Annotated in this window: 32 protein-coding genes and 1 tRNA gene; 21 read left to right on the top strand and 12 right to left on the bottom strand. The window is 61.2% G+C overall.

The genetic code is table 11. The features are described 5' to 3' along the window. Positions 1-18: 18 nt before the first annotated feature. From C7I85_RS28065 to C7I85_RS28055, 3 genes are all read left to right on the top strand, one after another. Positions 19-1,662, top strand: a complete 1,644-nt coding sequence (locus C7I85_RS28065) for a tetratricopeptide repeat protein (RefSeq protein WP_245445140.1) — start codon at positions 19-21, stop codon at positions 1,660-1,662. A gap of 66 nt (positions 1,663-1,728) precedes the next feature. Next, positions 1,729-2,487: an alpha/beta fold hydrolase gene (locus C7I85_RS28060; protein ID WP_106727301.1), complete on the top strand. Its 759-nt coding sequence runs from the start codon at positions 1,729-1,731 to the stop codon at positions 2,485-2,487. Positions 2,488-2,591: 104 nt separating this feature from the next. After that, a complete protein-coding gene (locus C7I85_RS28055; protein ID WP_106727300.1) occupies positions 2,592-3,203 on the top strand; it encodes a hypothetical protein in 612 nt (203 codons plus the stop codon). On the opposite strand, the gene C7I85_RS28050 is transcribed toward C7I85_RS28055, so the two are convergent. After that, the gene (locus C7I85_RS28050) at positions 3,204-4,145 is read right to left on the bottom strand and encodes a metallophosphoesterase family protein (protein ID WP_106727299.1); all 942 of its coding nucleotides are present in this window, start codon (positions 4,143-4,145) and stop codon (positions 3,204-3,206) included. Positions 4,146-4,198: 53 nt separating this feature from the next. Between C7I85_RS28050 and C7I85_RS28045 the strand changes: the two genes are divergently transcribed. Next, positions 4,199-4,696 (top strand): NUDIX domain-containing protein, encoded by a 498-nt coding sequence (locus C7I85_RS28045; protein WP_106727298.1) that lies wholly within the window; start codon positions 4,199-4,201, stop codon positions 4,694-4,696. On the opposite strand, the gene C7I85_RS28040 is transcribed toward C7I85_RS28045, so the two are convergent. After that, the gene (locus tag C7I85_RS28040; RefSeq protein WP_106727297.1) at positions 4,697-5,686 is read right to left on the bottom strand and encodes a glutathione S-transferase family protein; all 990 of its coding nucleotides are present in this window, start codon (positions 5,684-5,686) and stop codon (positions 4,697-4,699) included. A 272-nt stretch (positions 5,687-5,958) separates the two neighbouring features. Between C7I85_RS28040 and C7I85_RS28035 the strand changes: the two genes are divergently transcribed. The 6 genes from C7I85_RS28035 (at position 5,959) to C7I85_RS28010 (ending at position 10,749) form a co-directional block, all read left to right on the top strand. Continuing rightward, a complete protein-coding gene (locus C7I85_RS28035) occupies positions 5,959-6,516 on the top strand; it encodes a GNAT family N-acetyltransferase (protein ID WP_106727296.1) in 558 nt (185 codons plus the stop codon). A gap of 25 nt (positions 6,517-6,541) precedes the next feature. Then, entirely contained in the window at positions 6,542-7,303 is a 762-nt protein-coding gene (locus tag C7I85_RS28030; protein ID WP_106727295.1) for a 3-hydroxyacyl-CoA dehydrogenase, read from the top strand. An 11-nt stretch (positions 7,304-7,314) separates the two neighbouring features. Continuing rightward, complete coding sequence (locus tag C7I85_RS28025) at positions 7,315-8,490, top strand: CaiB/BaiF CoA transferase family protein (RefSeq protein WP_106727294.1); 1,176 nt, start codon at positions 7,315-7,317, stop codon at positions 8,488-8,490. A 37-nt stretch (positions 8,491-8,527) separates the two neighbouring features. Then, complete coding sequence (locus C7I85_RS28020; protein WP_106727293.1) at positions 8,528-9,295, top strand: HugZ family protein; 768 nt, start codon at positions 8,528-8,530, stop codon at positions 9,293-9,295. A 174-nt stretch (positions 9,296-9,469) separates the two neighbouring features. Then, complete coding sequence (locus C7I85_RS28015) at positions 9,470-9,766, top strand: ArsR/SmtB family transcription factor (protein WP_106727292.1); 297 nt, start codon at positions 9,470-9,472, stop codon at positions 9,764-9,766. 170 nt (positions 9,767-9,936) lie between these two features. Next, positions 9,937-10,749: a TrmH family RNA methyltransferase gene (locus tag C7I85_RS28010; RefSeq protein ID WP_106727291.1), complete on the top strand. Its 813-nt coding sequence runs from the start codon at positions 9,937-9,939 to the stop codon at positions 10,747-10,749. Here the strand turns inward: C7I85_RS28010 and C7I85_RS28005 are convergent. Together C7I85_RS28005 and C7I85_RS28000 are read right to left on the bottom strand one after the other, a co-directional pair. Beyond that, entirely contained in the window at positions 10,738-11,883 is a 1,146-nt protein-coding gene (locus C7I85_RS28005; RefSeq protein WP_106727290.1) for a hypothetical protein, read from the bottom strand. The two genes, C7I85_RS28010 and C7I85_RS28005, sit on opposite strands and share 12 nt — an antisense overlap. Positions 11,884-12,053: 170 nt before the next feature. Further along, on the bottom strand, positions 12,054-12,599 hold the full coding sequence (locus C7I85_RS28000; RefSeq protein WP_428832919.1) for a DUF1134 domain-containing protein: 546 nt from the start codon (positions 12,597-12,599) through the stop codon (positions 12,054-12,056). A gap of 359 nt (positions 12,600-12,958) precedes the next feature. Here C7I85_RS28000 and chpT point away from each other — a divergent pair, with 359 nt between their 5' ends. Further along, positions 12,959-13,612: a histidine phosphotransferase ChpT gene (gene chpT, locus C7I85_RS27995; protein ID WP_106727288.1), complete on the top strand. Its 654-nt coding sequence runs from the start codon at positions 12,959-12,961 to the stop codon at positions 13,610-13,612. Positions 13,613-13,846: 234 nt separating this feature from the next. Next, on the top strand, positions 13,847-14,212 hold the full coding sequence (locus C7I85_RS27990; RefSeq protein ID WP_106727287.1) for a response regulator: 366 nt from the start codon (positions 13,847-13,849) through the stop codon (positions 14,210-14,212). Positions 14,213-14,282: 70 nt separating this feature from the next. Here the strand turns inward: C7I85_RS27990 and ctrA are convergent, their stop codons facing one another. Further along, the gene (gene ctrA / locus C7I85_RS27985) at positions 14,283-14,978 is read right to left on the bottom strand and encodes a response regulator transcription factor CtrA (protein WP_106727286.1); all 696 of its coding nucleotides are present in this window, start codon (positions 14,976-14,978) and stop codon (positions 14,283-14,285) included. A gap of 451 nt (positions 14,979-15,429) precedes the next feature. Between ctrA and C7I85_RS27980 the strand changes: the two genes are divergently transcribed. Next, on the top strand, positions 15,430-15,804 hold the full coding sequence (locus tag C7I85_RS27980; RefSeq protein WP_106727285.1) for a flagellar export protein FliJ: 375 nt from the start codon (positions 15,430-15,432) through the stop codon (positions 15,802-15,804). 442 nt (positions 15,805-16,246) lie between these two features. Here the strand turns inward: C7I85_RS27980 and C7I85_RS27975 are convergent, their stop codons facing one another. Continuing rightward, on the bottom strand, positions 16,247-16,522 hold the full coding sequence (locus C7I85_RS27975; RefSeq protein ID WP_019173843.1) for a DUF1153 domain-containing protein: 276 nt from the start codon (positions 16,520-16,522) through the stop codon (positions 16,247-16,249). Positions 16,523-16,797: 275 nt separating this feature from the next. On the opposite strand from C7I85_RS27975, the gene mnmA reads away from it, so the two are divergent. Continuing rightward, on the top strand, positions 16,798-17,988 hold the full coding sequence (gene mnmA / locus C7I85_RS27970; protein WP_106727284.1) for a tRNA 2-thiouridine(34) synthase MnmA: 1,191 nt from the start codon (positions 16,798-16,800) through the stop codon (positions 17,986-17,988). Between the two features lie 63 nt (positions 17,989-18,051). Here mnmA and C7I85_RS27965 read toward each other — a convergent pair whose 3' ends face one another. Further along, on the bottom strand, positions 18,052-19,005 hold the full coding sequence (locus tag C7I85_RS27965) for a Gfo/Idh/MocA family protein (protein ID WP_106727283.1): 954 nt from the start codon (positions 19,003-19,005) through the stop codon (positions 18,052-18,054). A gap of 240 nt (positions 19,006-19,245) precedes the next feature. On the opposite strand from C7I85_RS27965, the gene C7I85_RS27960 reads away from it, so the two are divergent. Further along, positions 19,246-19,322, top strand: a tRNA-Met gene (locus tag C7I85_RS27960). A 147-nt stretch (positions 19,323-19,469) separates the two neighbouring features. Here the strand turns inward: C7I85_RS27960 and C7I85_RS27955 are convergent. Genes C7I85_RS27955 through C7I85_RS27940 form a run of 4 tightly spaced genes read right to left on the bottom strand, consistent with a single transcriptional unit; the run spans position 19,470 to position 21,311 of the window. Continuing rightward, positions 19,470-19,856, bottom strand: a complete 387-nt coding sequence (locus tag C7I85_RS27955; protein WP_106727282.1) for a hypothetical protein — start codon at positions 19,854-19,856, stop codon at positions 19,470-19,472. Continuing rightward, a complete protein-coding gene (locus C7I85_RS27950; protein ID WP_210203098.1) occupies positions 19,853-20,086 on the bottom strand; it encodes a hypothetical protein in 234 nt (77 codons plus the stop codon). The genes C7I85_RS27955 and C7I85_RS27950 overlap by 4 nt, the downstream gene beginning before the upstream one ends. 17 nt (positions 20,087-20,103) lie before the next feature. Continuing rightward, positions 20,104-20,436: a hypothetical protein gene (locus C7I85_RS27945; protein ID WP_106727280.1), complete on the bottom strand. Its 333-nt coding sequence runs from the start codon at positions 20,434-20,436 to the stop codon at positions 20,104-20,106. Further along, positions 20,433-21,311, bottom strand: coding sequence for a hypothetical protein (locus C7I85_RS27940; protein ID WP_146148990.1), 879 nt, complete (start codon positions 21,309-21,311; stop codon positions 20,433-20,435). Before C7I85_RS27940 ends, C7I85_RS27945 begins: the two co-directional genes overlap by 4 nt. Positions 21,312-21,631: 320 nt before the next feature. Here C7I85_RS27940 and C7I85_RS27930 point away from each other — a divergent pair, with 320 nt between their 5' ends. The 3 genes from C7I85_RS27930 to C7I85_RS27920 all read left to right on the top strand — a co-directional run bounded on the left by C7I85_RS27930 (position 21,632) and on the right by C7I85_RS27920 (position 22,915). Continuing rightward, a complete protein-coding gene (locus tag C7I85_RS27930) occupies positions 21,632-22,315 on the top strand; it encodes an SOS response-associated peptidase (RefSeq protein WP_106727277.1) in 684 nt (227 codons plus the stop codon). 12 nt (positions 22,316-22,327) lie between these two features. After that, positions 22,328-22,576, top strand: a complete 249-nt coding sequence (locus C7I85_RS27925; protein WP_106727276.1) for a hypothetical protein — start codon at positions 22,328-22,330, stop codon at positions 22,574-22,576. Between the two features lie 63 nt (positions 22,577-22,639). Next, positions 22,640-22,915 carry a hypothetical protein gene (locus C7I85_RS27920; protein WP_146148989.1) on the top strand — a complete coding sequence of 92 codons (276 nt, stop codon included), beginning with the start codon at positions 22,640-22,642 and terminating at the stop codon, positions 22,913-22,915. A gap of 124 nt (positions 22,916-23,039) precedes the next feature. Here C7I85_RS27920 and C7I85_RS27915 read toward each other — a convergent pair whose 3' ends face one another. Beyond that, positions 23,040-23,354: a hypothetical protein gene (locus C7I85_RS27915; RefSeq protein WP_106727274.1), complete on the bottom strand. Its 315-nt coding sequence runs from the start codon at positions 23,352-23,354 to the stop codon at positions 23,040-23,042. Positions 23,355-23,987: 633 nt separating this feature from the next. Between C7I85_RS27915 and C7I85_RS27905 the strand changes: the two genes are divergently transcribed. From C7I85_RS27905 to C7I85_RS27895, 3 genes are all read left to right on the top strand, one after another. After that, positions 23,988-24,950 (top strand): Abi family protein, encoded by a 963-nt coding sequence (locus C7I85_RS27905; protein WP_106727272.1) that lies wholly within the window; start codon positions 23,988-23,990, stop codon positions 24,948-24,950. Positions 24,951-25,227: 277 nt separating this feature from the next. After that, entirely contained in the window at positions 25,228-25,818 is a 591-nt protein-coding gene (locus C7I85_RS27900; RefSeq protein WP_106727271.1) for a hypothetical protein, read from the top strand. Further along, a complete protein-coding gene (locus C7I85_RS27895) occupies positions 25,815-26,021 on the top strand; it encodes a hypothetical protein (protein ID WP_106727270.1) in 207 nt (68 codons plus the stop codon). Before C7I85_RS27900 ends, C7I85_RS27895 begins: the two co-directional genes overlap by 4 nt. Positions 26,022-26,174 lie beyond the last annotated feature (153 nt).

Raw genomic sequence — 26,174 nt, 5'->3', positions numbered from 1 at the left:
TCCGAACGTGCTCGCAAATTGCTGCGCTACCTGGTCGAGCAGGAACGGGCCGGCCAGGCCGAGCGCCTCAAGGGCTTTACCATTGCCGTGGACGTGTTCGGCCGCGACGCCGACTTCGATTCCTCCGCCGATGCTGTCGTACGCGTGCAGGCCGGACGCCTGCGCGAACTGCTCGCCCAGTATTTCGCCACCGAGGGCGCTTCCGAGCCGCTCCGCATCAGCATCCCGCGCGGCAGCTATATTCCGAGCTACGAAATCGTCGGCGCAACCAAGGCTCCGCCCCTAACCGCAGCCGGTCCGGACGAAATCGCACTGCCTCCGCAGGCGCAGCCGGCGGAGGCACCGGCCTCATCGCTAGGCGCAGAGGCGCAGATGATGCGGCGGCACCTGCAGTTTTTCTGGGCAACCATGCTGGTCGTCATCACGATGCTGGGCTTCGTGATCATGCGCATCCTGACGCCCGTGACGGTCAGCGACGTCACCGACCCGACGGAAGTTTCAGCGAGCTTCGGCGAAACGCTTTCGCCGGCAGCCCTGGCAATGCCGCCCGTCTATGTGAGGGCCGAAGCGAAGGACGACAATGTCGTTCGCGTTGCCGCCGTGATGCGGATTGCGCTGTCCGGCTTCGACACCGTCGACCTGATCGCACGCGAACCGAACCCACGGATGAATGCCGCCGTCGATCCGTTGCAATTCGTATTCGAGGTGGCTCCGGGCCCGGCCGAGGGAACCGTCGCGATCAATCTCACCAACAGCGCCACCGGCAAGGTGCTGGTGTCTCGCGTGCTCCTGCCCAGCGATCTCGACACGCAAACGCTCGACGATCGCATCGCCAACCTGCTCAGCTCGACTATTCCTGCTTCGGGCGCGATCTACGGCTTTATCGAACAGAACAAGCTCGGCTCCGGCCTAGTCAACTGCCTCATTCTCAACGACCGCTACTACCTCGACCCCAGCTCGGCAAAACACGAGGCCGCCTATCGCTGCTTCGCCGACATGGCCGACCGCGGTGGCAAGTCTCCGCTGATCTTTGCCGAGCTCGCGTCACTGCACCTCAAGGCCCTCACGGACGGCCACCCCTACCCGCCCAAGCCGAGCGCCGAACAGGCATTGTCGATGGCCTATCGCGCAGTTCTGGCCGGCCCGACCAGCCCTTACGCACACCGCGCCTACGGCTTCCTGAATTCGCGCGTCGGCGACGCCTCCGAATCCATCCGCTTCATGCGCAAGGCCTACGAGCTCAACACCTACGATCTCAGCATGGCCGCAGCCTATGGCTACGCGCTGATCTTTGCCGGCGACTACTCCACCGGCGCGCCGATCATGGAGCGCGCAGTCGAAGCTTCGAGCGCGCATCCGAGCTGGTGGGACTACGGGCTGTTCATTGCCAAGTTCATGACTGGCGACGAGGTGCGCGCCGCACGCGCCACCGAAGCCCTGGCTTCAACGAAGAAGTCCCATTACCTCGCCGCCCGCTTGATCGTCGCCGACCGCGCCGGCAACGAGGAACTGGCAAAGACTCTGATCCAGGAGATTGAGCAGGAGTTCCCCGCATTCGCAGCCAATCCGCGCGTGGTGCTCGCACGCGCCAACTATCCGTCGGACATGGTCGACAAGCTGGTGGACGCTCTGCACAAAGCCGGTCTGATACAGCCGATCTGATCGGAGCGAGGCGCGAAACATGAAGAGTCCGAAGACGCAGCGCTCGATGAAAAAGCAGGTTCCGAGATGACCCTCTTCGCTCGCGTGCATGGCAGCGGCTCTCCGGTCATCGTGCTTTTGCACGGGTTCGGCGCATTTTCCGGTGTCTGGCACAGGATCGCCGAAAATCTCGGCAAGCAGCACCGGGTCATCGCTTACGACCTGCCCGGACATGCGCAATCGCTCGATTGGCCGGAGGTGCCCTCCCCCAAGGCGGCGGCGCGCGCCGTTCTTGCCGATCTCGAGGCGCGCGGCATCGAGAAAGCCCACTTCGTCGGTCATTCGATGGGCGGCGCGATAGCCACGCTTGCAGCACTGTCCAGCCCTGAAAGGGTTGCCTCGCTCACGCTGCTTGCGCCTGGCGGTTTTGGCGAAGTGATAAACGGCCCCCTGCTGCGCCGCTTCGGAGCCGCAACTTCGGCGGAAGAGCTTCGCGACTGCCTGGTAGCAATGGCGACACCGGATTTCTCGCCGTCGCCCGAGGCCGTTGAACCGCTCGTTGCGATGCGCGCGCAGGCGGGACAAAAAGAGATGCTGGAGAAGATTGCCGACGCCATCGCCCGGGATGGCCGGCAGGGTGTCATTCCGCCCGACTGGCTCGCCACGCTCTCCATGCCGGTGATGGTCGCCTGGGGGACGGAAGATCCGATGTTGCCCTTTTCCCAGACCAGCACCCTGCCGCCGCACTTCAGGCTTGAACCGCTACCGGGTGCCGGTCACATGCTCATCGAGGAAAGACCGGACCTCGTCGCGGACCTCATCCGACGAGCGATTGGTTCAGCGTAAACGCCGCCCGTTTGCGTCGACAACTGCCGCTGAGGCAGGTGCATTGACGACCCCGCTATGTTAAGACTTCCTTAGCGTTTGCATTCGGGTTGGAGTGTCCTGCCATGAGTGATGCAGGTGAAAATGTAACGGCGATGGATCCGTCGCGGCGTTTGGCCGATGCCATTCGCGACGTGAAGAACGCAGTGGCCGACCGCGACGACGTGGTGGTTGAGCTGCGCGAAGCCAGCCGCATGCGGCTCGACCTTCTCGCCCAGGAACTGGCGCCCGTCTTCGCCGAAGTCCCGGCTGATATCGACATGTTCGATTTTGCGGTTTCCTCAGGCCTGCAGCCGCGCCTCTGGATCGACGCCATCAGCCACGTTTCGCTGGGGCGCGACCGCCGCACCTACCGCTTCCTGAAGGACACTCGCATCGGCCGCGTGATTCTCGCCGAATCCACCGACATGAAGCCCGTGGCCGATCAGGTCACCCGCTACATCGCCGAGCGCATCGTGGAGCGGCAGCGCATGATGGATGGCGGCGTCGACCGCGCCTTCGGACGTGAGACGGCGGTTCCGGAAGCCGCCGCGGCTCTCCAGGCGCCGCGCTCGAATGGCTGGCAAAGCTTTTTTGCCGGATTCGGCCTCTTTGCAGCCGGTGCGATCGTCGGCTTTGCCCTCACGATGGCATGGCTGCGAGATGGCCTGTCAGCGCTGAAAATATTCGATTTCTGATTAGGACCTGCTAGCCGCCGCTTGCGACACCCGCGCCGAATAGGGCGTCAGGTCCATCTCGATGAGCTTGGATGGCGGTGCCCCGATCGTCGTAAGGCCATGCCTTGCCAGATGAATTTGCCAGGCACCCGGCTGCCCGGCGATCTCCAGGAGATTGTATTGGGCCGCCGGATTGCGGCCGCCTACGCCCTGCCCTGCCGCTGAGACCCCAACCGCAGGCACCGGCTTTGCGGCCGTCCCGATCCAGAAAAGCGAAGGCAGGTGCGAATGCCCGTGCAGGATCAGCTCCGCGCCATGGCGCTCGATCACGCGCTGGAAGCGGCTGATGCCGAACAGGCGCTTGTGCTGGGCCACGGCACCGCGCACCGGCGGATGATGGATCATGATTACCCGGCAAAGGCCCCACGCGGCCGTTTCGTCGAGCATCCGGCTAAGTCGCCGGGCCTGCCCTTCGCGGAAAAAGCCGTTGGCCATGAACGGAGCGGTGGCGCGCGCCGTGGAAACCCCGATCAGCGCCACCTCGCCGCGAACCCTGAGATAGGGGAAGGCATGGCGCCCGACGGGAACGGTTTGCCCGTCGCCCTTCATCCAGGGTGCCCAGGCCATGCAGATCTTGTCGAAAGCGCCGGGCACATAGGCATCGTGATTGCCGGGCACGACCGAAACATCCGCGGGATTGCCCAGCGATTCCAGCCAGAGCCTTGCCAGCTCGATCTCGCCGTTGAGCGCCAGGTTGACCAGATCCCCCGTCACCGCGAGGTGGTCGGGCTTGGCCGCCTGCAGGTCGGCTACGATCGTGTCGAGCGCTCCTTCGTGCAGGAAATGCCGCCGGTTGCGCTGCCAGTTGACATAACCCGTCACGCGCTTGGATGCGAGTTCGCGATAGGTTACAGGAGGCAGGGGCCCCAGATGGACGTCGGAAATATGCGCAAGCCTGAACATGGTTCTCTTGTAGGACACGCGACCTCGGCTTTCCACCCATCGGCTGCAGTCATATGAGCGCGGGCAGCAGACGGGACCGCTTTCGCCAGCAGGGGTGGCCGTGGCTGCGCTCCAAGCTCTTCCACGCCTATTTCCTGCTGCAACGGCCGATGACGCTTGGCGTGCGTGGGCTCGTGTACGACAGGGCGAGCAATTCCGTCTTCCTCATCCGCCACACCTATGTTGCCGGCTGGCAGCTTCCTGGCGGCGGCGTCGAAACCGGCGAGACGGTGCTGGAGGCGCTCGAGCATGAGATGCTTGAAGAAGGCAACATCACCTTCACCGCGCCGCAGCTGAAATCCATACATTTCAACCGTCAGGCCAGCCGCCGCGACCATGTCGCATTCTACCTGATCGAGGCGTTCCAGCAGACTGCGCCGAAACTGCCCGATCATGAAATCGCCGAATCCGGCTTCTTCCCGCTGGACGCGCTGCCCGAGGATACCACACCGGCTACGCTCAGGCGCATTGCCGAAGCGCTCGACGGCGCGCCCCCTTCTCCGGACTGGTAGTCAGGCGGCCTTCCTAAAGCGATCGCGGTCATGCGGCGCCGAATAGTTGAGCTCGGGGCCGACCGGCACGATGCGTGTCGGATTGATGGTGACGTGGCTGCCGTAATAATGCGACTTGATGTGCAGCATGTTCACCGTGCCTGCCACGCCCGGCATCTGGTACAGCTCGCGCAGATAGTTCGACAGGTTCGGGTAGTCGGCGATCCGCCTGAGATTGCACTTGAAGTGCCCCACATAGACGGGGTCGAAGCGCACCAGCGTCGTGAACAGCCGCCAGTCGGCCTCTGTCAGCCTGTCGCCCAGCAGATAGCGCTGCCGCGACAGCCGGTCCTCAAGGCTATCGAGCGCGCCGAAAAGCTCCTTGAACGCCTCTTCATAGGCTGCCTGGGTAGTAGCGAAGCCGGCCCGATAGACGCCGTTGTTGATCGACGGATAGACCATGTCGTTGACGGCATCGATTTCCTGGCGCAGCGCCTGCGGATAGAAATCGACCGATGCATCGCCCCATTCGTCGAAGGCCGAATTCAGCATACGGATGATTTCGGACGACTCGTTGGAAACGATCGTCTGCTCCTTCTTGTCCCACAGCACCGGCACCGTCACACGACCGGAATAGTGCGGGTCGGCCTTGGTGTAGATCTGGTGGAGATAGTCGAGGCCATAGAGCGTATCGCCGGTCGCCCCGTCCTCCTTGAGGAAGGTCCAGCCGTTCGCGCCCATGTAGTGATGCACGACAGACACCGAAATGATGCCTTCGAGCTTCTTCAAGGCCCGAAAGATCAGCGTGCGGTGCGCCCAGGGACATGCCCAGGAAACGTAGAGATGATAGCGGCCCGGCTCGGCCTTGAAGCCGCGCGTCTTACCCGGCGCCGGCGTGCCATCGGGGCTGACCCAGTCGCGCCACTGCGACTGCGAGCGCACGAATCGGCCACCGCTTTCCTTGGTGTCGTACCAGCGATCCACCCACTTACCGTCAACCAGCAATCCCATGGCAGGCTCCTTCCTGTTTCAGCTTATTTAGGGGCTGAAGGGCGGAAGCGGAAACCCCGAAGGGCTGAACACTTCGTCAATCTATCGCTGCCGGTGAAATGGGCCATGGACGCCATGCCGAAATGATGCTAGCGGGACGATCAATGGCAACTGTCTTTGCACATATCCGGTTCGACCGACGACGAATCAGCGACCGCGCCTGAGTTGCGCGGACAGCCACCGTTGCGCCATGTCCGCAGCGGATAGTCCTCCTCGACCGGAATACAAAGACGATGACCCTTGCCGTAACCTATCTGCCGGAAATGCCGGCGCATGACTCCGAAATCGACGCGATCAACGAAGAGGCCTTCGGCCCCGGCCGGTTCACGCGTGCGGCCTACAAGATCCGCGAAGCCGGCCCGCACGATCGCAAGCTTTCCTTCGTCGCCACGCATGACGGCATCGTTATCGCCTCCGTTCGGATGACATGGATCGCCGCCGGCCAGGGACGCGCCCTCCTGCTTGGGCCGCTGGCCGTCCGTCCCTCCTTCAAGAATCTGGGCATCGGCCGCAAGTTGGTGGCGATGGCCATCGATGCCGCCCGCCGGGCTGGCGCCGCTTCCGTGGTCCTGGTCGGCGACGAGCCCTATTACGGCCCGCTCGGCTTCAAGAAGATTCCACACGGCCAAATCACCATGCCCCGCCCGGTGGACCCCAACCGGCTGCTCGCCTTCGAATTGAAGGCCGGCGGCGTGGCTTCGCTGACCGGTGATGTCCAACACGCCTACAAGGTCGACAGCATGCCCGTGCAGGAGGCCAGTTGCGTGCCCGCGCAAGCATCCGTAGCATGATGTAATCAGCACGGGAGGAGACGCCATGAACCCCAAGGACCAGATCGCAATCGTTACCGGGGGCGGCTCGGGCCTGGGTGAGGCCACCGCGCGCGCCCTGGCTGCCCGCGGCGTCAAGGTCGGCGTTCTCGACATCGGCATCGACCGCGCCCACAAGGTAGCGGACGATATCGGCGGCGTTGCCGTCAAATGCGACGTGGCGAGTGCGGAAGGCGCCGAAAGTGCGATCGCCGAGGTGGTCGCAAAGCTCGGAACACCGCGCATCCTCGTCAATTGCGCCGGCATCGCCGTTGGCATGAAGACCATCGGCAAGGACGGCCCCCATCCGCTCGACGTCTACCGCACGGTGATCGAGGTCAACCTGCTCGGCACCTTCAACATGATCCGCCTTGCGGCCGACCGCATGGCCAAGCTCGACGCGCTGGAGGGCGGCGAGCGTGGCGTCATCGTCAACACCGCCTCGGTTGCGGCTTTCGATGGGCAGATCGGCCAGGCTGCCTATTCGGCTTCCAAGGGCGGCGTGGTCGGCATGACGCTTCCTATCGCCCGCGATCTCGCCCGCTCCGGCATCCGCGTGATGACGATCGCCCCCGGCATCTTCAAGACGCCGATGATGTCCGCTATGCCGCAAGAGGTGCAGGATTCGCTCGGTGCCGCGGTACCCTTCCCTCCGCGTTTGGGCGAACCTTCGGAATATGCTGCGCTGGCCCTCCATATCGTCGAGAACCAGATGCTGAACGGCGAGACGATCCGCCTCGACGGCGCGATCCGCATGGCGCCGAAATAGGGCTACAGGCCATGACCAGCGCACCGGCCAGAAACCCCGGAAAGGGTCCGCTCGTCGGGCTGACGGTCGTGGAAATGGCCGGCCTTGGGCCGGTGCCGCTCGCGGGTCTCATGCTGACCGAGATGGGAGCCCGGGTTGTCCGCATCGAGCGGCCGAGCAACGACCGCGTCTTCATGCGCGTGTCGCCGCAATATGATCTCGACCGCCACGGCCGCGAAATCCTCACCGTCGATCTCAAGCGCCCCGAGGGAGCGGAACTGGTGCTGCGCCTGCTCGATCGCGCTGATGTGCTGATCGAGGGGTTTCGCCCAGGCGTCATGGAGCGCCTCGGCCTCGGGCCGGATATCGCCTGCTCGCGCAGTCCTGCCCTGATCTACGGCCGCCTGACCGGCTACGGCCAGACCGGGCCTCTTGCAGAGCGTGCGGGGCACGACCTGACCTATCTGGCCTATACGGGTGCCCTCAACGCCATCGGCCACAAGGGCGGCCGGCCGGTGCCGCCGCTCAATCTCGTTGCCGACTATGGCGGCGGCACGATGATGCTGATGACCGGCCTGCTCGCCGCCCTGTTCGAGCGCTCCCGCTCCGGCAGGGGGCAAATCATCGACGCCTCGATGGTCGAAGGTGCCTCGATGCTGGCCGCGCCCTACTTCAGCTTCCTGGCCGATGGAACGTGGAACGAGCGGCGTGGCGACAACCTGCTCGATTCCGGCACGCCATTCTACGACACCTACGAAACCGCCGATGGCGGGCACATCGTGGTCGCCTGCCTCGAACCGCGCTTCTTCGCCGAGTTCGCGCGCCTGCTGCCGCTCGACGCGCGCTTTGTGCCGGCGCAGTATGATCGCGGGGTCTGGGACGAGATGCGGGCGGCAATAGCTGAACGCGTACGTACGAAGAACCGGGACGAATGGACCGCCCTATTCGAGGGCACCGAGGCGTGCGTCGCGCCTGTCCTCTCCTTCAGCGAGGCTGCCGCTCATCCGCACAACCGGTCAAGGCAAAGTCACGTCGACGTCGCCGGGTTTACTCGCCCTCGCCCCACGCCGCGTTTTTCGCGCACCGACTCTGCCGTCGCCGCTGTTCCGAACGCGGAGGCCTGCGACCCGGCGTCGATCCTTGCCCGCTTCGGTTTCTCGGAGGCCGAGGCGGAAACCCTTGCAAAGGACGGAATAGTCGAGCGATAAGCTGACAATCTCAATCATGATTTTGTGAGGCTGCGTCGTGGAAAAGGTTGAAAAGAAGAAGGACGGCGTTCTGGAGACCACCCAGGATGCAATCACGCTCGGCAAGACGCTGCTGCGCACCGCGCGCTATGGCGCAATAGCCGTTCTCGACCCGCAGACCGGTGCGCCGCTGGCAAGCCGGGTCGGCACGGCCACCGACATCGACGGAACGCCGCTGATCCTGATTTCCATGCTGGCGGCCCACACGCCAGCGCTGCTTGCCGACCCGCGCTGCTCGCTCCTGCTGGGTGATCCAGGTAAGGGCGATCCGTTGGCACACCCCCGCATCTCCATCGCGTGCCGTGCGGCAAAACTCGCACGCGATACGCCCGAACACGCGCGCGCGCAGCGCCGCTATCTCAATCGCAATCCCAAAGCCCAGCTTTATGTCGGCCTGGGCGATTTTTCCTTCTTCCGGCTCGAAATTCAGGGTGCCAGCCTGAACGGCGGCTTCGGCCGCGCCTACAACCTGACCCGCGACGAGCTGGTCACCGAAAGCCCGGCTTTGGAGGCTTTGGCAGAGAGCGAGCAGTCGGCGCTCGACCATATGAACGCCGATCATCGCGACGCCATTGCCGTCTACGCACATCACTTTGCCAAGGCCGAAAGCAATGACTGGACCCTGACGGGCTTCGACCCCGAAGGCATGGATCTCGCCTCCGGCGACACAATCAAGCGTATATTTTTCCCGCGCAAGTTGACGGATGCCGACGAATTGAGAAAAATACTAATAGAAATGGCCAGAATCGGAAGAACAGCTGAGTAGGCGAAAGCCACCTACGCTGATTTTCCTCCGGTGCAGGATACGGGCGTAACGGGGATGCTCAGGTCGCTCCTGAGCTGAACGCAGCGTCCTGCACATGCCATATGGGTGCAGGCGGAGCCGCATGATGTTATTTGCCCCCATAACGTCTGCGGAGCGAATTTGTGTAGGGGACCAATGGTTTCGCGGCCAATCATTAAGAATGCCAACGCAGCAGCGACATTGCTGGCTCTGTTGGGCAATGAAAAGCGACTGATCATAGTCAGCCATCTGCTGGAAGGTGAGATGTCGGTCGGCGCCATCGCCGAAAAGGTGGATCTCAGCCAATCGGCACTGTCGCAGCATCTGGCAAAGCTGCGCAGCGTCGATCTTGTCGAGACTCGACGCGATCGGCAGATGATCTACTATTCCTGCAATTCCGACGCGGTACGACAACTGCTCGGTACGCTGGACGGTATCTTCGCCGTCGCGTGACGCCAGCCGGCGGCCACGACCTGACCTGATGCGACGGCACCGAGCGTGGCCGTCCTCGCAGATGATGTGTCACGGTTTCGACAGAAGACGACCCGGTGTGGGCCTTGACCACGGCACCGGCTACGTCCTTTAACGGGACCTGACGATCACCGACTTCAGGCGCCTTTGCAGTGCAACCAATACGCATCGATGATGCGGCCGACCCGCGCGTGGCCGCCTATATGGATATCCGCGAACGCGACCTTGCCGGGCGCCAAGGGCGCTTCGTCGCCGAAGGCAAGGTGGTTCTGAACGTCCTGTTCTCGGCCCGGCGCTTCGAGGTCGAATCGGTACTCCTGCTCGAAAACCGGTTTGCCGGCATGGCCGATACACTCAGCCTCGCTCCGGCAGGCGTGCCGGTCTACGTCACTTCAGGCGAGGTGCTGGATCGGATTGCCGGTTTCCACATGCACCGCGGCGTGCTGGCCATCGGCCGCAAGCGGCCCGCCGAGGACATCGACACCATGCTGGCTGCCCTCCCCCGGCGTGCGCTGGTGGTCGTGCTGGTCGGCATTTCCAACCACGACAATATGGGTTCGATCTTCCGCAATGCCGCGGCCTTCGGCGCCGATGCCGTGCTGCTGGACGAAACCTGCTGCGACCCGCTCTATCGCAAGGCGATCCGCGTTTCCGTGGGCGCGGCGCTGAAAGTGCCCTTCGTAACGGCCGGCGGAGCGGCTGCGCTGGTCGAGACCCTCGCGGCACACGGATTTGACCAGATCGCCTTGTCGCCGAGTGGCACCACAGACTGCCGTGACATGGCGCGGCCGGAGCGGCTCGCGCTCTATTTCGGAACGGAAGGCGACGGCCTGCCCGACGCATTGCTGGGTCGGCTGAAGACGGTGCGAATTGCCATGGCCGAAGGCTTTGACAGCCTGAATGTCGCTGCAGCTTCGGCGATCACCCTGCACCATTTCTCCGACCGGATTTCCTCAGCCCTCTGAAGCGGCCTTCTGCAAGGCACGTATCCTGTCGGCGAGGCTGAGCGCCTTGCCGGCCCGCTCGCCATCGACGCCCATTTCGGCGAGCACCTTATGGATGGGCGAGTTCGGGCCGTCGAGCATGGCCGCCAGATTTACCACTTCGGCCGCCAATTCATTCATCTGTTCGCGCAGCTGCGCGTCGCCGCCATTTGCGGCGGGGCCTCCAGCAATGGCCTTTTCCTTGAGGCGCTTGTTTTCGCGGGCAAGGGCCGTCAAACGCTCCTCAAGCCGCTCGCGATCGGCCGAGAGCTTTGCCAGCGCCTGATCGATATTGGCCTGCGCCGCAAGGACCCGGGGCGCCGAGGTGATCGGTCCGGACCTTTCGGCCTGGGCCACGGGTGCGCCACGCAACCGCTCGATCTCCGCATTCCGACGCTCGATGAGGTCTTCGCGGTCGGCCAGCTTCGAGGTGGCCTGAGCGAGCTTCCTTTCCGCCTCGTTTGCCCGCTTCCGCTCGGACTTGGTCTCGTCGCGGGAAGCTCTCGTCTCGAGCGACAAAGCCTGGGCGCGCGCGTCGGTTTCCTTGCGCTTCGCTTTCAATTGGGTCACCTCATTGGCGAGTTTCTCGAGCTCGCTTTCGCGCGCCACCAGTTCGATCTGACGGCTGCTGGCGGAGAAGCTGGCCTCGTCATACATCGCGCCAAGCTGCTCCATTTCCTTGGCATGGACCGCCTTGGCGCTTTCGGTCTCTTCAAGGCGTTCGGAAAGACGCTGCAGCTCTTCCTCGCACCTAGTAAGGTCGGCGCGCAGCGTCCCGACCTGCGCTTCCAGCATCGCAATCATCTTGGCTTTGGCATCGCCGTCGGCGGCCAGCGCCTTGATCTGCTCGAGCCCGCGGCTGATATCCACCAGCTGGGTCGTTGCCTTTTCGCGCAGCGACGACGCGTTCAGTTCCAGCCGCCTGATCGACATAGCGGCCTCGGCGCGGATCCTGTCCTTGTCCGCTTCGATCTCGGCCCGCGTGAGCGGCATCGACGCCTCGACGCGCCGCCGCGCCAGATTGGCCGCGCGCCGTAGGACGGCCGGCGCGACCAGCAGCGCGATGAAGCCTGCACTGAGAAAGCCGAGGGCAAAAAACAGGATGGGCTGGATCACGTCACACTATCCGTTGCGGGACCGGCCCGCCGCTCTTCTCTGCCACAGGCCCACAACCGGGGCAATGTTCGATGGCAGAGGCGGTAAACGAAGGCGGGTGCGGCGGCCGATATAACGGGCCAGAACGCCGCACCCGGTGTGCTAGTTCCGAAACAACAGAGAACGGCCTGTCAGAACGGGTTCCAGGTCGGTTGTTGCGTGAGCTTCAGATAGCCGAGATTGACGCCCAGCCGCGCACCAACGCCCGTCCGGACTGGAACCAGCAACATGTTGCCGCTCCTCATCACGTTGAAGCCGACGCCCGCAATCACATAGGCAGAGCCCGAGACGCCACCGAACCTGCCGTAGAGATTTGACACGTCATCCAGATTGTAGACGAGCATCATGGCCCGCGAGCCCTGACCGCCGAAGTCCCAGCCAAGCGATGGGCCCTGCCAGAAGACTTTGTGGTCGCCGGCATTCTTCGTGTAGAGCGTGCCCTCCCCGTAGGTCAGGCCGCCGATAAGGGCACCGGAGCCCTCCTCGCCCAGAATGTAGCCATTCGGCAGGCCGTAGGAGGAGAAGATCTTCTCAATGGCCGAGGCCAGCCCCCCGGAGGTGGCGCCAAAGAAGCGATGGCCGGAATCGACGATCTCCTGTGCGGTATATTCCTGCGCCCGCAGTGTCGATGATGAGAATGCCAGGATGCTCGATACGGCAAACATCACTGCGATCATCCGGAACAGGGTCCGGTCCAAAAGTCGGAAAAGCATACTTCCAATTTCTCCGTCCGCGAGCGCACCCGCCGACGCCTCTGCCCTTCGCGGCTCTTGAATGGCCGCTTCTCAGGCGTTTCCTGCAAATTATGTCGTAATCCTTTTTCAACCATTAAGCTCTCACATGAAGATGGCCCTTCGAAGGCTGGCAGAGACCTTGCCGCCGGCGTTTCGGGCTCAAAAAATGCGACCTGGGTTGAGAGGACGGTCGGGAAAATACCGCCATCCCTGTTCAGGCTGTATCATGGCGGCGAAATGATTCGTCAGGACCGGGCGGCAAACCGACCGGCCCGCTTTTTTGATTTTGGGGACTAAATTCCATGGCTGAAACCTTTGCCCTGTCAGCGCCCGACCTTGCTGCCCTTCTGTGCAGCCGGGTTTGCCACGACATCATCTCCCCCGTCGGGGCGATCAACAACGGCCTGGAATTGCTCGACGAAGGCGGCGCCGACGAAGATGCGATGAACCTCATCCGCGCCAGCGCCCGCAATGCGTCGGCCCGATTGCAGTTCGCCCGCATTGCCTTTGGCGCGGCAGGTTCGGCCGGCATGCTGATCGACACGGGCGACGCCGAGGCCGTCGCCACCGCCTTCCTCAAGAATGAAAAGCCGGAACTCATCTGGAATGGTCGCCGCGCGCTTCTGCCCAAGAACAAGGTGAAGCTGCTGCTGAACATGATCCTGGTGGCCAATGCCGCCATCCCGCGCGGCGGCAGGATCGACGTGACGCTGGACGACGTCGATACCGAGCCCAAATTCCTGATCCGCACCGCCGGCCCGATGCTGCGCGTGCCGCCAAAATTCCTCGAGCTTCACTCCGGAAACAAGCCTGAGGAAGCCATCGACGCGCATGCCATCCAGCCATATTACACGCTGCTTCTGGCGCGTGAGGCTGGGATGACCATCTCCATCCACGCAACGCCTGAGGAGATCACATTCTCGGCTGCATCGACCGCCACCGAATCCGCCAGCTGATTCCTCAGCCCAAGTCGGCGAAGACCGCACCAGACTAAAAAGCCCCTGTTTTTCAGGGGCTTTTTTGTGCGCTTGTCTTCGCAACAATTGCCTAATAGGCGTACGGAAAGGCCCAAGCCCAGCCTTTTACTGAAAGTTTACCTAACCGGTTTCCCGCTTTTTTACGTCACTCGGCTAAAGTGCAGCCGATACCGACACTCTCGGCTCAGGCGGGGAAGGCAAGGAGAACGGGACATGAAACGCTGCATGTTCGTCGATGATTCAAGCGTCGTGCGCAAGGTCGCCAAGCGGATCCTTGGCGGCCCGGACATGGTTGTGATCGAAGCCGCAAGCGGCGCCGAAGCGATCGACATGTGCAGCATCCAGATGCCGGAAATCATCGTGATCGACGGTGCCCTGCCCGACATGCCGACTGAGGACGTGATTCGGCGCATCCGCTCCATTCCGAGCCTGATCAAGCCTCGGATCGCGATCTGCCTGGTCGAGTTCGATCTCGGCGCCATCATGCGTGCCAAGCGCGCCGGCGCGCAGGACTATCTGCTGAAGCCGTTCGACCGCTCACAGCTTCTCGCCCGCTTTCGGAACCTCGACGCTGCCTGAAGCAGCCCCAAAAGCAAAAGACCCGGCAAAGCCGGGTCTTTAAGGGGAAGTCGCTTTTACGCCGAAAGCATCAGGCGCTTTCGCGGATTTCCTCGGGCTCGCGCAGCACATAGCCGCGGCCCCAGACCGTTTCGATGTAGTTCTGGCCGCCAGAAGCCGTATCGAGCTTCTTGCGCAGCTTGCAGATGAAGACGTCGATGATCTTCAGCTCGGGCTCGTCCATGCCGCCATAGAGGTGGTTCAGGAACATTTCCTTGGTCAGAGTGGTGCCCTTGCGCAGCGAGAGCAGCTCCAGCATCTGGTATTCCTTGCCGGTCAGGTGCACGCGCTGGCCACCGACCTCGACCGTCTTGGCGTCGAGATTGACGATCAGGTCGCCCGTCGCGATGACCGACTGGGCATGGCCCTTGGAACGGCGAACGATGGCGTGGATGCGGGCAACCAGCTCGTCCTTGTGGAACGGCTTGGTCATGTAGTCGTCGGCGCCGAAGCCGAGACCGCGCACTTTGTCCTCGATGCCGGCCATGCCGGACAGGATCAGGATCGGCGTCTTCACCTTGGACAGGCGAAGCGTCCGCAGAACCTCGTAACCCGACATATCGGGCAGGTTCAGATCCAGGAGAATGATGTCGTAGTCATAGAGTTTGCCGAGATCGACGCCCTCTTCGCCGAGATCCGTCGTGTAGACGTTGAAACTCTCAGATTTGAGCATCAGTTCGATGCTCTGTGCGGTCGCACTATCGTCTTCAATCAGCAGAACGCGCATTTCAATCCCCTTTTCTGCCGCCAGACCGTCTCGCCAACCATCCGGAACCGGAGCAGTGATCGCCTGGCCAACAGGCTGCCATCGAATGGTTAACAAAATCTAATTCTGCTTTGCAAGCCATATCAGATTTTTTAACCCTTAGATACACCCTATTGAATCTAATAATGAATCTCAGTGCCGAACTCTTAACGTGCCGCCTTAACAAATGGCAATAAGCGATTCATTCGATTCCGCTTACGGTCGTTAGCTTTCGAAGCTGAATTTTTACCGGCCCTTAAGCCCTAGGCCGTATGATTAACAATGCCCGTAAACGAATGGTTACCGACGCGAAGAATCTTTAGGAATTTGTTTCCTTTCGCGACGGTAGCAGGGCCTATCGCGAACGGTCGGGCCTACAGGGCCGAATGAAGCGTTTTGTTTGGAGTGTGTGCGTGCCCGGGAGTGTCGAAGCATGAAGTCACGTGAGAACCTCGTTAGGCTTAAGCAGTTCCAGGTGAGCGAGAAACGCCGCCAACTGATGCAACTCGACATGATGATCGCCGAATTCGACCGCATGGCCGGCGAGCTTGATGCGCAAATCGTTGCCGAGGAGAAAAAGGCTGGTATCACCGATATCAACCATTTCGCCTATCCAACCTTCGCCAAGGCAGCGCGCTTGCGCCGCGACAATCTCAAGAATTCGCAAGCCGACCTGATGCAGCAGAGGGCCGTCGCCGAATCATTACTCGGCGAAGCTGAAGCGGAGCTTTCCAAAGCGGAGCTGCTGGAGTCGCGCGACTCAAAGAATCGCGAAGCGACTGACACCCGCAGCGCCATGATCGGCTGACAAGCACGGTCCATCACGACTCGCATTGCCCCCCCCTGCCCGACACTCAATGGACGTCGGGCATTCATTGGTTCAGGGCTGGCAGCGAAAACTGAGATAAGGTGGCGGCAACCTGGCCGCCTGGGGCTTTCCGCGAGAGAAAGTCCGATTCCTGGAAAGTCCGATTCCTGGAAAGACTAGCTAGAACCGATTGCGCTTTGAGAGGGAGGAGCCGCTCAGGCGCAACTGTCGTCGGCATGCCGCGCGTCCGCTTTGCCTGCCGCAGATCGCGGGGTTCAGAGCTTCCGGACAAATTCCACACGTAACATGCGATGCAACGGCCCGCCGGGCCGGACAAGCCTGACCTGCAGTCAGGGCCTGAAACAGCTGCGGCCGGACTAAGAAAGTCCGGCCGCATGCTCTTTTGTTGGATCTGCCGAAGGCCGCCTTTTGGGCTTTGCCCTTAGTGGCGGTACTGCTGAATGCGGGTCGTCCGCAGCCCGGCCAGGCCGTATTCGTCGATAGACGCCTGCCAGGAAAGGAATTCTTCGGTGGTCAGCTTGTAGCGCTGGCAGGCCTCGTCGAGGCTGAGAAGGCCGCCTCTCACGGCCGCCACCACCTCTGCCTTGCGCCTGATAACCCAGCGCCTCGTGTTCGAGGGTGGAAGATCGGCAATCGTAAGCGGGCTGCCGTCAGGCCCAATAACATATTTGACACGCGGTCTAACCAGATCGGTCATAGTACTCTCTACACAAAACTCAAAGACCCAATCGCGACCACATTACCGCGCCAGCTTTAAAAATTGCCTAAGCCCGCAACAAGGCTTGATTAATGAACGTAAACCTTTCATTCACCATAACGCCGCCCGCTGAGGCCGCCATTCGATGGGCTGAGGTGCACCGGACAAGGGGTCGGAACTGGCCCGATTGGCGGCGGTGGTACTTTGCCGTCGCTTGACCTATATTCGGCGCATTGGCATGAAACGCCCGAAAAAGCTGAAACGGACTACCTTCAATGAACAGCCTGGACCTGCCCGGACGGCCTGAAGACACCCGAGTCGTGGTTGCGATGTCGGGCGGTGTCGATTCCTCCGTCGTCGCCGGCATTCTGAAGCGCGAGGGCTATGACGTCGTCGGCGTAACGCTGCAGCTCTACGATCACGGCGCAGCGACCCATCGCGCCGGCTCCTGCTGTGCGGGCCAGGATATCGATGATGCGCGTCGCGTCTCGGAAACCCTCGGCATTCCTCATTACGTGCTGAACTACGAAAAGCGGTTTCGCGAGGCGGTGATAGATCCCTTCGCTGCCAGCTACATGTCGGGCGAGACACCGATTCCCTGCGTTTCGTGTAACCAGACGGTCAAATTCGCCGATCTGCTCGAGACTGCGCGTGAACTCGGCGCTGACGCACTGGCAACCGGCCACTACATTCGCAGCCGGGCCAATGGCGCGCACCGCGCCCTGTACCGCCCTGTCGATTCCGACCGCGACCAGAGCTACTTCCTGTTTGCCACCACGCAGGAGCAGATCGACTATCTGCGCTTTCCGCTCGGCGGCATGTCCAAGCCTGAAGTTCGCGCCATTGCCGAAGAGCTCGGTCTTTCCGTTGCCAACAAGCAGGATAGCCAGGACATCTGCTTCGTCCCACAGGGCAAATATTCCGACATCATCGCCAAGTTGAAGCCGACGGCCGCCAATCCCGGCGACATCGTCCACATCGACGGCCGCGTGCTCGGCCGGCATGACGGCATCCTGCGCTACACGATCGGCCAGCGCCGCGGCATCGGCGTCGCCTCCGGCGAGCCGCTCTATGTGGTGCATCTCGACGCCGAGCGCGCACGCGTCATCGTCGGTCCCCGCGAGGCGCTGGAGACGCACAAGATTTACCTGCGCAATATGAATTGGCTGGGCGACACGCCGATCGGCGAGATCGGGCCCGAAGGCATCGAGCTGTTCGCCAAGGTTCGCTCGACGCGCCCCCCTCGCCCGGCAATGCTGCACAATCGCGACGGCGTCACCTGGGTCGAGCTCGGCGACGGTGAGTCGGGTATCGCGCCCGGCCAGGCCTGCGTCCTTTACGAGGATGACGGCAACGACGCCCGCGTGCTGGGCGGCGGCTTCATCGAGCGCTCGGAACGCGGCGCTGAAGCCGAAGCCATGCTGTCGAAGCTTGCTGCAACTTCAGGTCCGGTCGCCGCGGAATAACCGCCGGCAACGATCCATTCGAATCCGATAGGCAAGGCCCCGCTCGCGCGGGGCTTTTGCCGTTCAGCCGTGTCCGTTCGAACCTGCGGTCAGGATGCTCAGCACCGTGATGGCCTCTTCGCCGCTGGTTCGCGGCGTCTCACGCGTCTGGATGCAGGAGATAAAGTGCTCCAGCTCACGCGTCAGCGGCATGCCTTCGGCAACCGGCACATAGGTCGGCTCGTTGGTGGTGAAGGCCCAGTGGCCGCTGTCCTGCCAGACGGCATGGCGATAGACGGCAAGCTTGCGCTCCCACGGCTCGACATCGTCGAACACGGCCATCGCCTTGGTGCCGACAACGGTCAGTCGCCTTTCGCGATAGGGATTGAGCCGCGAGGCAAAGAGATGGCTGCGCAATCCATTGGGGAAGCGCATGTGCAGATGCGCGAAATCACTGAGATGGTCGAGGATCGCAGCCCCCTCGCCGCGCGTTTCGACCGGCGCCTCGCCGGTGATCGCGAGGATCATCGACAGGTCGTGCGGCGCGAGATCCCACAGAGCATCGTTTTCGGTATGGAACTTGCCGAGGCCGAGACGGTGCGAGTGGATGTACTTCACCTCGCCGAGTTCGCCCTGATCGATCAGTTCCTTCAGCTTTTCGAACGCCGGATGGAAGCGCAGCACATGGCCAACCATGAAGACGCGATCATTGGCCTCCGCTGCCGCTACCGCGCGCTCGGCGTCGGGCACCGTAAGCGCGATCGGCTTTTCGACCAGCACGTCCTTGCCGTTCTCGACGGCCTTGATTGCGGCCTCGGCGTGAAACTGGGGCGGCAGCGCCATCACGATGGCATCGACATCCGGCCGTGTGAAAAGCACCTCGGCGTCGATCGCCAGGCATTCCTGTTCGCTGGCAAAGCCTTCGGCGCGCGCGCGGTTGGCGTCGGAAACCGCATACAGGGCTCCCAGGCCCTTGAGGGTGCGGATATGGTTCGAGCCCCAGTACCCACATCCCAGGACGGCAATTCGCGGCTTCATCAGACTTTTGAACTCAACAGATAGCTGGCGGAGACATAAAGGCACGCAGGTTGGAACTCAACCCCGACGCCGTTTGGAAACGGTCAAACATGGCCGTTTTTCGGCTGTTGTGATTTCTTTCGACAGACATGCGCTCGACGCTTGACAGGCCCGGCATGGCAACCTTATATCCGCCCGACCTTAGCGAAGCGCTTCGAAACGTCCTGCCGGTTCCGGCGACTTTCAGTGTTTCTGCCCTGGGGCGGAGTAGCTCAGTTGGTTAGAGCAGAGGAATCATAATCCTTGTGTCGGGGGTTCAAATCCCTCCTCCGCTACCATCGCAATATCAAAGGCTTAGCGGCAATTTTCCCGTTTTGATGCCCGATTTCATGTGCCAAAGTCACATGAACGTGTGACAAGCAATTTCAACGGGTTGCACTCCGCTGAAATTGGTACACGGCACATGTTCGGCACATGGATCGCGATCAGGTGACCAACATCGACGTGGCCATGACGCCAGCGTCCAAATCGATGTGATTCCACCATTCGCCGCCGGTGTGCTCCTCCATCGCCAAGCGCGTCTGTCCAAGGTGGTGCTTCGCGCGCTCGAGCGGCGGCATCATTGAAGGCAGATCGCTGAGATTGCCGAACAGGAACGTCACCTGGCCGATTCCGGCCGGGAAGACTTGGGCATAACAGGCTCCACCATCGCACTCGGCCAGCGCGTCAGATAGTTCGATGGCGAGGCGACGGGCCTTATCCCACGGCCGTTCCGGTTCAGCAGCGGCGACGGCGACGGCCGGCACCGAGACGGCTACGGCAGCGCCGGCCGCGGCGGTATTGAGAAGGAATAGGCGTCTTGAAATGGTCATGACCGGGCACCCCCCACCATGCGGATCGGTGCGGAAGACCGATCGGCAATGATCTTGCTATGACAAGCGGTAGTCGCATCGACGAGGCGTTCCGACAGGTCGCGGGCGATCCAGAGCAGCGCGTTGACCCTGTTCATAGTCGGATCGGAGCCGGGGATCTCGATCGCGATATCGGCAATCGTACCGATCAACGCGGCCAGGTGCCCAATCTCGCTTTCGAGATCGTCCATATTGTTCGCTATGGCCTTCATGAGCGCTCCTCCCCCATTGCCTTGAGATCCGCGACGAGGCTCTTGAGGATCGTGATCTCGGTTTTTTCGTCATCAGTGTTCCAGCGCTCCCGCACCCTCACTTTCACCAGAAGGCCGGCAAGCGTGGTGGCGCGGGTTTTCATGATCTTGTCAAAAAGGAGAGACCCTTCACGCGTCCGGCGATCCAGCTTTTGATCTGTCTTGCGGATGCGCTTGCGGAGCCGGTCGAACTTGGCCTCGAGCTCTTCGATCCGGTCGCCAGCTTGTTCCTCTCTATCGCTGTTTGCGTTGAATTTGGCCTCCAGCCGTAAGAGGGTGGCGTCGCTCATGACACACCGCCCATGACGTTGCGAATGTCGCGCGCCATGTGGATCGACCAACCTATGAAGTTGGTCTCTTTGTGCAGGAACGGGAACATTGTGCCCACCCAGATTTCGACCGCTTCAGCCTTGACGGTCAGACATGCGATCGACGAAGCCGGTATGGCCATGAGGGCCTCGCCGATCCGGTGGATCTCCTCTTTTGCGGTGTCAATGCGCGCGTTGGCTGCACGTATCCCAGAGGCATCCTTGATGCGCTCGATCTCATTGTAATATTCCTGACCAAGGCGGAGGTTGCGCCTGTCGTTGGCTAGTGCGGCCAGCGCTCTTGCCCGATTCTTTTCGGTGCGGGCCTTTTCGACATAGCCAGCCATACTCTCGGCAAGGCGGGTTAGATTTTCGAGACCACGCAGATGACGGGCGTATTTCTCTCCTGGCCTCACGATCGACCGACCGGCCAAATCCACCTCGCGTTGGGAGTCCCACTCATTGTGACCGGGAAGCGTGATTTCTTCGGGCGCCAGCGGCCACAAATGCCGCCACTCGTCAATGAGCCATTCCCTGGCATCTATCGCCGCGTCCTTTTCGGCCTTGGCCTCCCTGAGCTCGGCAAGGAGCGCGACGAGTTCGGGCTTCGCGGCGGTTTCGGCAGCCGGTGCGGGCTGCGCTGCTGTGATAGCTGCGGCGGCGGTGGAGGCCGCGGCAAGGCCAAGCAGGAGGCGGCGGCGGTCGAGAGTTGGCATGCCTTCGGCGGCAGCCAGAACAGCGGTGTTCGGCATAATGGTGGCTCCGATTGGTGATATTTTCACCATTAACGGTAATGCCATAACCGATTTGCTGTCAAGCTCGTTTGGTGATAAAAACACCACATGAAGCCATTTCAATGCCGTATGGGGCGTGCAGCCCTCAATTGGAGCACCCAGGATCTCGCGAAAAATGCGGGCGTCGGGGGCAATACCGTCAATCGTTTTGAAGCGGGTCAGGATGCCCGAGTCAGTAGCGTCGACAAGATGCGAGCGGCAATGGAAGCCGCAGGCGTTGTCTTCATCCCCGAGAACGGTGGCGGTGCTGGCGTTCGCCTTCGGAAGGATTGACGCTCAACATCCATCAGGCGGCAGCCGGACCCCCAGCGCCCTCACTATCGCCTTTCTCCGTTCTTATGCCTATGGTTCCAACATCGGCCGGACGGGCAAGGAGAGGGAAAGTGTGCGGTAGGTTCACGCAGTATCACACTTGGGCTGAAATCCACGCGCTGTATCGCCTGACGATCACCGATCGGGGACGAAACACAGAAGCCCGCTACAACATCGCACCCACGCAGGACGTCACCTTCATTACTGCCGGCGACGATGGCTACCACAAGGTGCGCGAGGGCCGCTGGTGGCTAGTGCCGTTCTGGGCGAAGGAACTGCCCAAGTTCACGCTTTTCAACGCGCGTTCGGAAGATGCCGACAGCAAGCCGGCTTTTCGGGACTCGTTCAAAGCCAAGCGCTGCCTGATCCCCGCGGACGGCTTTTATGAATGGTCCAAGGGTGAGGACGGCGAGAAGGACCCCTGGCATATCCATTTGCCGGAACACCAGCCTTTCTCGTTCGCAGGGCTCTGGGCATATAACCAGGCACTCGACGTCACCAGTTGCACCATCCTGACTGCGGCGGCGCAGGAGCCCATGAAGCAGCTGCACGATCGCCAGCCCATCATCCTCGATCCTTCCGTCTACGATGCATGGTTGGACCCGTCGACATCGGTCTCGGGCGCCAAGGATCTGTTGAAGAGTGATCTCGACGGCAGCCTGGAATTCTATCGCGTGAATCGCGCCGTCAACTCTTCCACCAAGGACAGAAGGCGGAACGACAACGCCAACATGATCGAGCCGTTGGCGGCCTGAGCGGCAACCCTAATGGCACAGATCGACCCGCCTAAACGGCAGGAACGCTACCCAGATCGGGACATCGACTGTCAGCAGGCGATCGAATACGCGCTGCACGATCTGATCGACAATGTGCGCGCTGCAGGCTGGGCGGAACACGAGATCGTCGAGGCGATCGATCAGCTGACCCTGGCCTACCGGATGGGGCGCGAGGAGAATATCAAGCTCGAAGCGATGCTTCAGGTACGCAACTGGCTCGACAGAGCCAGACGCGGCTAGAAGCCCGGAACTCTCCAAATCGTTGAAGGTGGCCAAGTGCCAGAATTCCGCTACCATGGCTACATGACCGAGGAGATCAGCAGCATCGTCCCTCGATTGCGCGCCATCGCGCGCCAGGAAGAGCCGGGTGACACCGCCGAAGTCTTGGACCTGATCGCCGAGCTCTTACCGCACATCCGAGACGAAGCGCTGTTGGTCGAACTGACAAAGCTCCTCAATTTCTTCGTGCGTCTCTTCTCGTATCGTGACTATGGCGTGCGCGACGCATTCTTCGAGCATCGCATTCGCGACGTTCTTGAACAGGTCGATTTGATCGAGGCTACATTCAGATTGAACTAAGAAACGCCCGTCACCTCGAAGGGGCAGGAGGCGACGGGCGCTTCGCTCCAGCGGGCGCACACGGTCCCACCGGAGTCATGCCGGGAATAAAACTCAAACTCTCCCCGTGCGCTGTGGTTCCGGCCTAACCCAGGCTTCTCACAAGTTTCCTGCGCTGGCGCTTGGTCCTGATACGCTTCGGCGTCGGCTCGTCAGATCGTCGGCCGCCAGGCGTGATGCCGTTCTGGTGCAAACGCACCGTTATCTCCAGAATTTCGTCGAGGCTCCGACCACCAAGGGTATAGAGCGACAATATCCGCCCCGCAGCCTCGTTCCGGTCCGCTTGATCGACAATCTGCAGCTCTTCGATCGCGCGTTGCAGCAGGGCGTCGAGCGTGTCCAGTTCTTCGGAGGAAAAAGAACTCGGTTGCTCAGGGTGAAGAGAGAGATATTTGCGCATGACGACGCTCCTCAACACGGCACCAAATACGCCGATCAAGAATACGATATCTTTGGCTGCGGGACCAGAAAAAGCCCGCCCCGGCGAACCGAGGCGGGCTGCTCCCCTTTGAAGGTGGTCTCCCAGAGCATAGAAGCAGTCTAGTTTCAGGCTAGTCGCCGGTCATGTCGGGGAAAACGGTAAGTCTGAAATAACAAAAGCCCACTCCGGCAAACCGGAGCAGGCTCTTTTCCTTTGGAGAAGGAAGTCCAACTGTCGGACTGGCGAACAACTTACGCTCAACTGAATTGCCAGTCAGGTCAGGGAAAACGGTATTTCCGGACCGTCGGCTGCGCTACGCGGTGAGTTTTGGCCCCGGCGAAAGCTGGGGCTTTTCTTTGGGGGAAGTGGCAGGACATACCCCCGTTGCGGAAATCATTAATTGCGGCTTACATCCCGCCTGGAGAACAGCGGGGAGAAAACCTTGAGCGCTTCTGACTTTCCTGTGTTGGCGGTCGTTGCCTCTGGAATTGGCGTCGTGATTGTCGATCGCGGGTTACACCCATTGACGACCAGAGCAAATCACGCCATATCAACTCTCGACATGGCCGGCACCTCTGCAGAAATGCAAGTGTCGGCCTTCTTGTTTTAAGCATGCATTACGCAAAGCCTTACCGCGCCATCGACCAGCAAATCGGTTTGATCGAAAGTCGTGGCATGACCGTGCCCGACTGGGATAAGGCTGCCGAATACCTTCGTCGGATCGGGTATTATCGGCTCAGTGCATACTGGCATCCGTTCCGCAAGCGGCTAACTGATGCCGGTGGCAAACATACCATCATCGACGACTTCAAACCGGATGCCGACTTCAAATCCGTCGTAGACTTATACGCCTTCGACAAAGGATTGCGTCTGATCCTCTTGGATGGCCTCGAAAGGATCGAAATTTCACTTCGAACCGAAGTGGCGCTGGCTATCGGGAAGCACGACCCCTTCGGACACCGGAGGCCCGACCTACTCGATGGACGCTTCGTGAGACCCGAGAGGCCTCGCCAGATTTGTCATGCGGATTGGCTGGAGAGCCTTGATCAAAAGGCTGTTCGATCGAAAGAGGAGTTCGCGGTTCATTTCCGCACCAAGTACCCTGACTCGCAGATGCCAATCTGGATCGCAGTGGAACTCCTCGATTTCGGCCCACTCTCTATGCTTTTGGAAGGGATGAAGTTCAAAGACCAAGAAGGGATATGCTCCAGCTACAAGATCCCTCGACCCCACCTCTTGACGACGTGGATTCGTTCACTTGCCGGAGTTCGCAACGTGTGCGCGCATCATGCACGCCTTTGGAATAAACCGCTGACAAACCAACCAAGCCTAGCGCGGAGCGGCGAGCTGCCTGACCTCGACCATCTGCGGACATCGCCGGGGTCAAATGGGCGCCTATATGCAGCTGCCTGTATTGTCCGTTACATGTTGCGCGAGATCAGCCCGCGATCAAAATGGCACGAACGCCTAGCGGCGCACATGTCAACGTTCCCTGCGCGTCCGGTCATCTCGCTAGAAGCGGCTGGCTTCTCAGACGGATGGAGTTCCCTGTCACTCTGGTCGGGTAACACGTAGGCGCTTCGCCCAATCTAAAATACCGCCTTTCCCACCCCAACTTCGGCCAGAGTTCTCGTTACCAGATTTCCGCTCTTCGACACGCAGATTGGCCCCGATCACCTGCTGAGTGCGGACCGCGTTTGATGAGCCGGATGCCATCGCTCAGTCGTCAACAGATGTTAACACCTACCGTAAGGGAAAGCGGGTATTGCGGGCATTCTTCGACATCTCTGGTTGATCGGCGCTCCTCCCGTTGCTTCGCTTAGAAGCGGCGGGGGCGAATGGAGGAATTGGAATGTATTTATCGGAATACACGCGAAATGCCCACTCCGCCGACCGCGCCAGACGCCGTATGCAATACCGCGGAGAAACTCCCAAAGGCGATCGACTCTGGACGGGTGCGGAGGATGAGCTTTGCAGGCAGTACGGCTCCAACTATGAGGCACTTCGTCAAAAACTTCCCCACCGCAGTTACGAAGCAATTCGCTGCCGCTGCCGATATCTTGGGCTCCGACCAAAGCTGAAGATGGTGACGGCAAACGAACTTTCCCGCATGCGACGGTTGGTGCCGACAGCATCGCCGCAGCAATTGCGGGAGGCCTTTCCAAATCGGTCCCTTAGGCAACTCCGATCGGTAAGTCGCTATCATGGCATCACCCGGAAACGTCCACCATTCAAGCGAACGGGCATCTCGGCGATAGATGCCATACGGGATCGATGCTTTGAACTCGGCTACTCAATGGGCGACTTGGATGAATTGGCCAAGACCAAAGGCTACTTTAGAAAAGCCAACTGGATTCTACGCGGCAAACCCAACTACCGGGCAATAGGCCGCGCTGTTGAGGCGCTCGACGGCGAACTAACGATCCGCTGGAGGGAGGAATGAAGGTGGCGCGCGCTGCAATCGAGGCGGAGATCGAGCGGCTGCTTTGCCTCCTGGACAACATGGATGGTGATCCTGACCTCGAGCCTGACCCGCTAGAGGAGCAGCACGACGCTGAGGCCGAGCTTACTTGGAACAGCGGGCTTGCGCCGGATTGGTTCGTGATCGCCGAAAGGGCGAGGCAAAAGGCTCCGCAACGACCCTGACCCTGAGCATGTCATGAAACGCAAATAAGAGATCGGATGATTGGGGCTCCCGTGGCGCTCCCGCTGCGGGGGTGACAGGATTTCAATCTGCGGGCAGGCTCCTCAAGCTTAACTGGTCAAGGAGCCCTGCCCATGGATCTGTTCGTCGGTCTC

This window comes from Pseudaminobacter soli (ex Li et al. 2025), assembly GCF_003012705.1.
Classification (GTDB): domain Bacteria; phylum Pseudomonadota; class Alphaproteobacteria; order Rhizobiales; family Rhizobiaceae; genus Pseudaminobacter; species Pseudaminobacter soli.
The sequence above is the reverse complement of the archived record's forward strand: the minus strand, read 5'-3'. Positions and strand labels throughout refer to the sequence as shown.

Excerpts from the sequence above, each read along its gene's own strand:
- C7I85_RS28060 (WP_106727301.1), top strand. The coding sequence starts at position 1,729 with ATGACCCTCTTCGCTCGCGTGCATGGCAGCGGCTCTCCGGTCATCGTG.
- C7I85_RS28055 (WP_106727300.1), top strand. The coding sequence starts at position 2,592 with ATGAGTGATGCAGGTGAAAATGTAACGGCGATGGATCCGTCGCGGCGT.
- C7I85_RS28050 (WP_106727299.1), bottom strand. The coding sequence starts at position 4,145 with ATGTTCAGGCTTGCGCATATTTCCGACGTCCATCTGGGGCCCCTGCCT.
- C7I85_RS28045 (WP_106727298.1), top strand. The coding sequence starts at position 4,199 with ATGAGCGCGGGCAGCAGACGGGACCGCTTTCGCCAGCAGGGGTGGCCG.
- C7I85_RS28040 (WP_106727297.1), bottom strand. The coding sequence starts at position 5,686 with ATGGGATTGCTGGTTGACGGTAAGTGGGTGGATCGCTGGTACGACACC.
- C7I85_RS28035 (WP_106727296.1), top strand. The coding sequence starts at position 5,959 with ATGACCCTTGCCGTAACCTATCTGCCGGAAATGCCGGCGCATGACTCC.
- C7I85_RS28030 (WP_106727295.1), top strand. The coding sequence starts at position 6,542 with ATGAACCCCAAGGACCAGATCGCAATCGTTACCGGGGGCGGCTCGGGC.
- C7I85_RS28025 (WP_106727294.1), top strand. The coding sequence starts at position 7,315 with ATGACCAGCGCACCGGCCAGAAACCCCGGAAAGGGTCCGCTCGTCGGG.
- C7I85_RS28015 (WP_106727292.1), top strand. The coding sequence starts at position 9,470 with ATGGTTTCGCGGCCAATCATTAAGAATGCCAACGCAGCAGCGACATTG.
- C7I85_RS28000 (WP_428832919.1), bottom strand. The coding sequence starts at position 12,599 with ATGATCGCAGTGATGTTTGCCGTATCGAGCATCCTGGCATTCTCATCA.
- chpT (WP_106727288.1), top strand. The coding sequence starts at position 12,959 with ATGGCTGAAACCTTTGCCCTGTCAGCGCCCGACCTTGCTGCCCTTCTG.
- C7I85_RS27990 (WP_106727287.1), top strand. The coding sequence starts at position 13,847 with ATGAAACGCTGCATGTTCGTCGATGATTCAAGCGTCGTGCGCAAGGTC.
- ctrA (WP_106727286.1), bottom strand. The coding sequence starts at position 14,978 with ATGCGCGTTCTGCTGATTGAAGACGATAGTGCGACCGCACAGAGCATC.
- C7I85_RS27980 (WP_106727285.1), top strand. The coding sequence starts at position 15,430 with ATGAAGTCACGTGAGAACCTCGTTAGGCTTAAGCAGTTCCAGGTGAGC.
- C7I85_RS27975 (WP_019173843.1), bottom strand. The coding sequence starts at position 16,522 with ATGACCGATCTGGTTAGACCGCGTGTCAAATATGTTATTGGGCCTGAC.
- mnmA (WP_106727284.1), top strand. The coding sequence starts at position 16,798 with ATGAACAGCCTGGACCTGCCCGGACGGCCTGAAGACACCCGAGTCGTG.
- C7I85_RS27965 (WP_106727283.1), bottom strand. The coding sequence starts at position 19,005 with ATGAAGCCGCGAATTGCCGTCCTGGGATGTGGGTACTGGGGCTCGAAC.
- C7I85_RS27955 (WP_106727282.1), bottom strand. The coding sequence starts at position 19,856 with ATGACCATTTCAAGACGCCTATTCCTTCTCAATACCGCCGCGGCCGGC.
- C7I85_RS27950 (WP_210203098.1), bottom strand. The coding sequence starts at position 20,086 with ATGGACGATCTCGAAAGCGAGATTGGGCACCTGGCCGCGTTGATCGGT.
- C7I85_RS27945 (WP_106727280.1), bottom strand. The coding sequence starts at position 20,436 with ATGAGCGACGCCACCCTCTTACGGCTGGAGGCCAAATTCAACGCAAAC.
- C7I85_RS27925 (WP_106727276.1), top strand. The coding sequence starts at position 22,328 with ATGGCACAGATCGACCCGCCTAAACGGCAGGAACGCTACCCAGATCGG.
- C7I85_RS27920 (WP_146148989.1), top strand. The coding sequence starts at position 22,640 with ATGACCGAGGAGATCAGCAGCATCGTCCCTCGATTGCGCGCCATCGCG.
- C7I85_RS27915 (WP_106727274.1), bottom strand. The coding sequence starts at position 23,354 with ATGCGCAAATATCTCTCTCTTCACCCTGAGCAACCGAGTTCTTTTTCC.
- C7I85_RS27905 (WP_106727272.1), top strand. The coding sequence starts at position 23,988 with ATGCATTACGCAAAGCCTTACCGCGCCATCGACCAGCAAATCGGTTTG.
- C7I85_RS27900 (WP_106727271.1), top strand. The coding sequence starts at position 25,228 with ATGTATTTATCGGAATACACGCGAAATGCCCACTCCGCCGACCGCGCC.
- C7I85_RS27895 (WP_106727270.1), top strand. The coding sequence starts at position 25,815 with ATGAAGGTGGCGCGCGCTGCAATCGAGGCGGAGATCGAGCGGCTGCTT.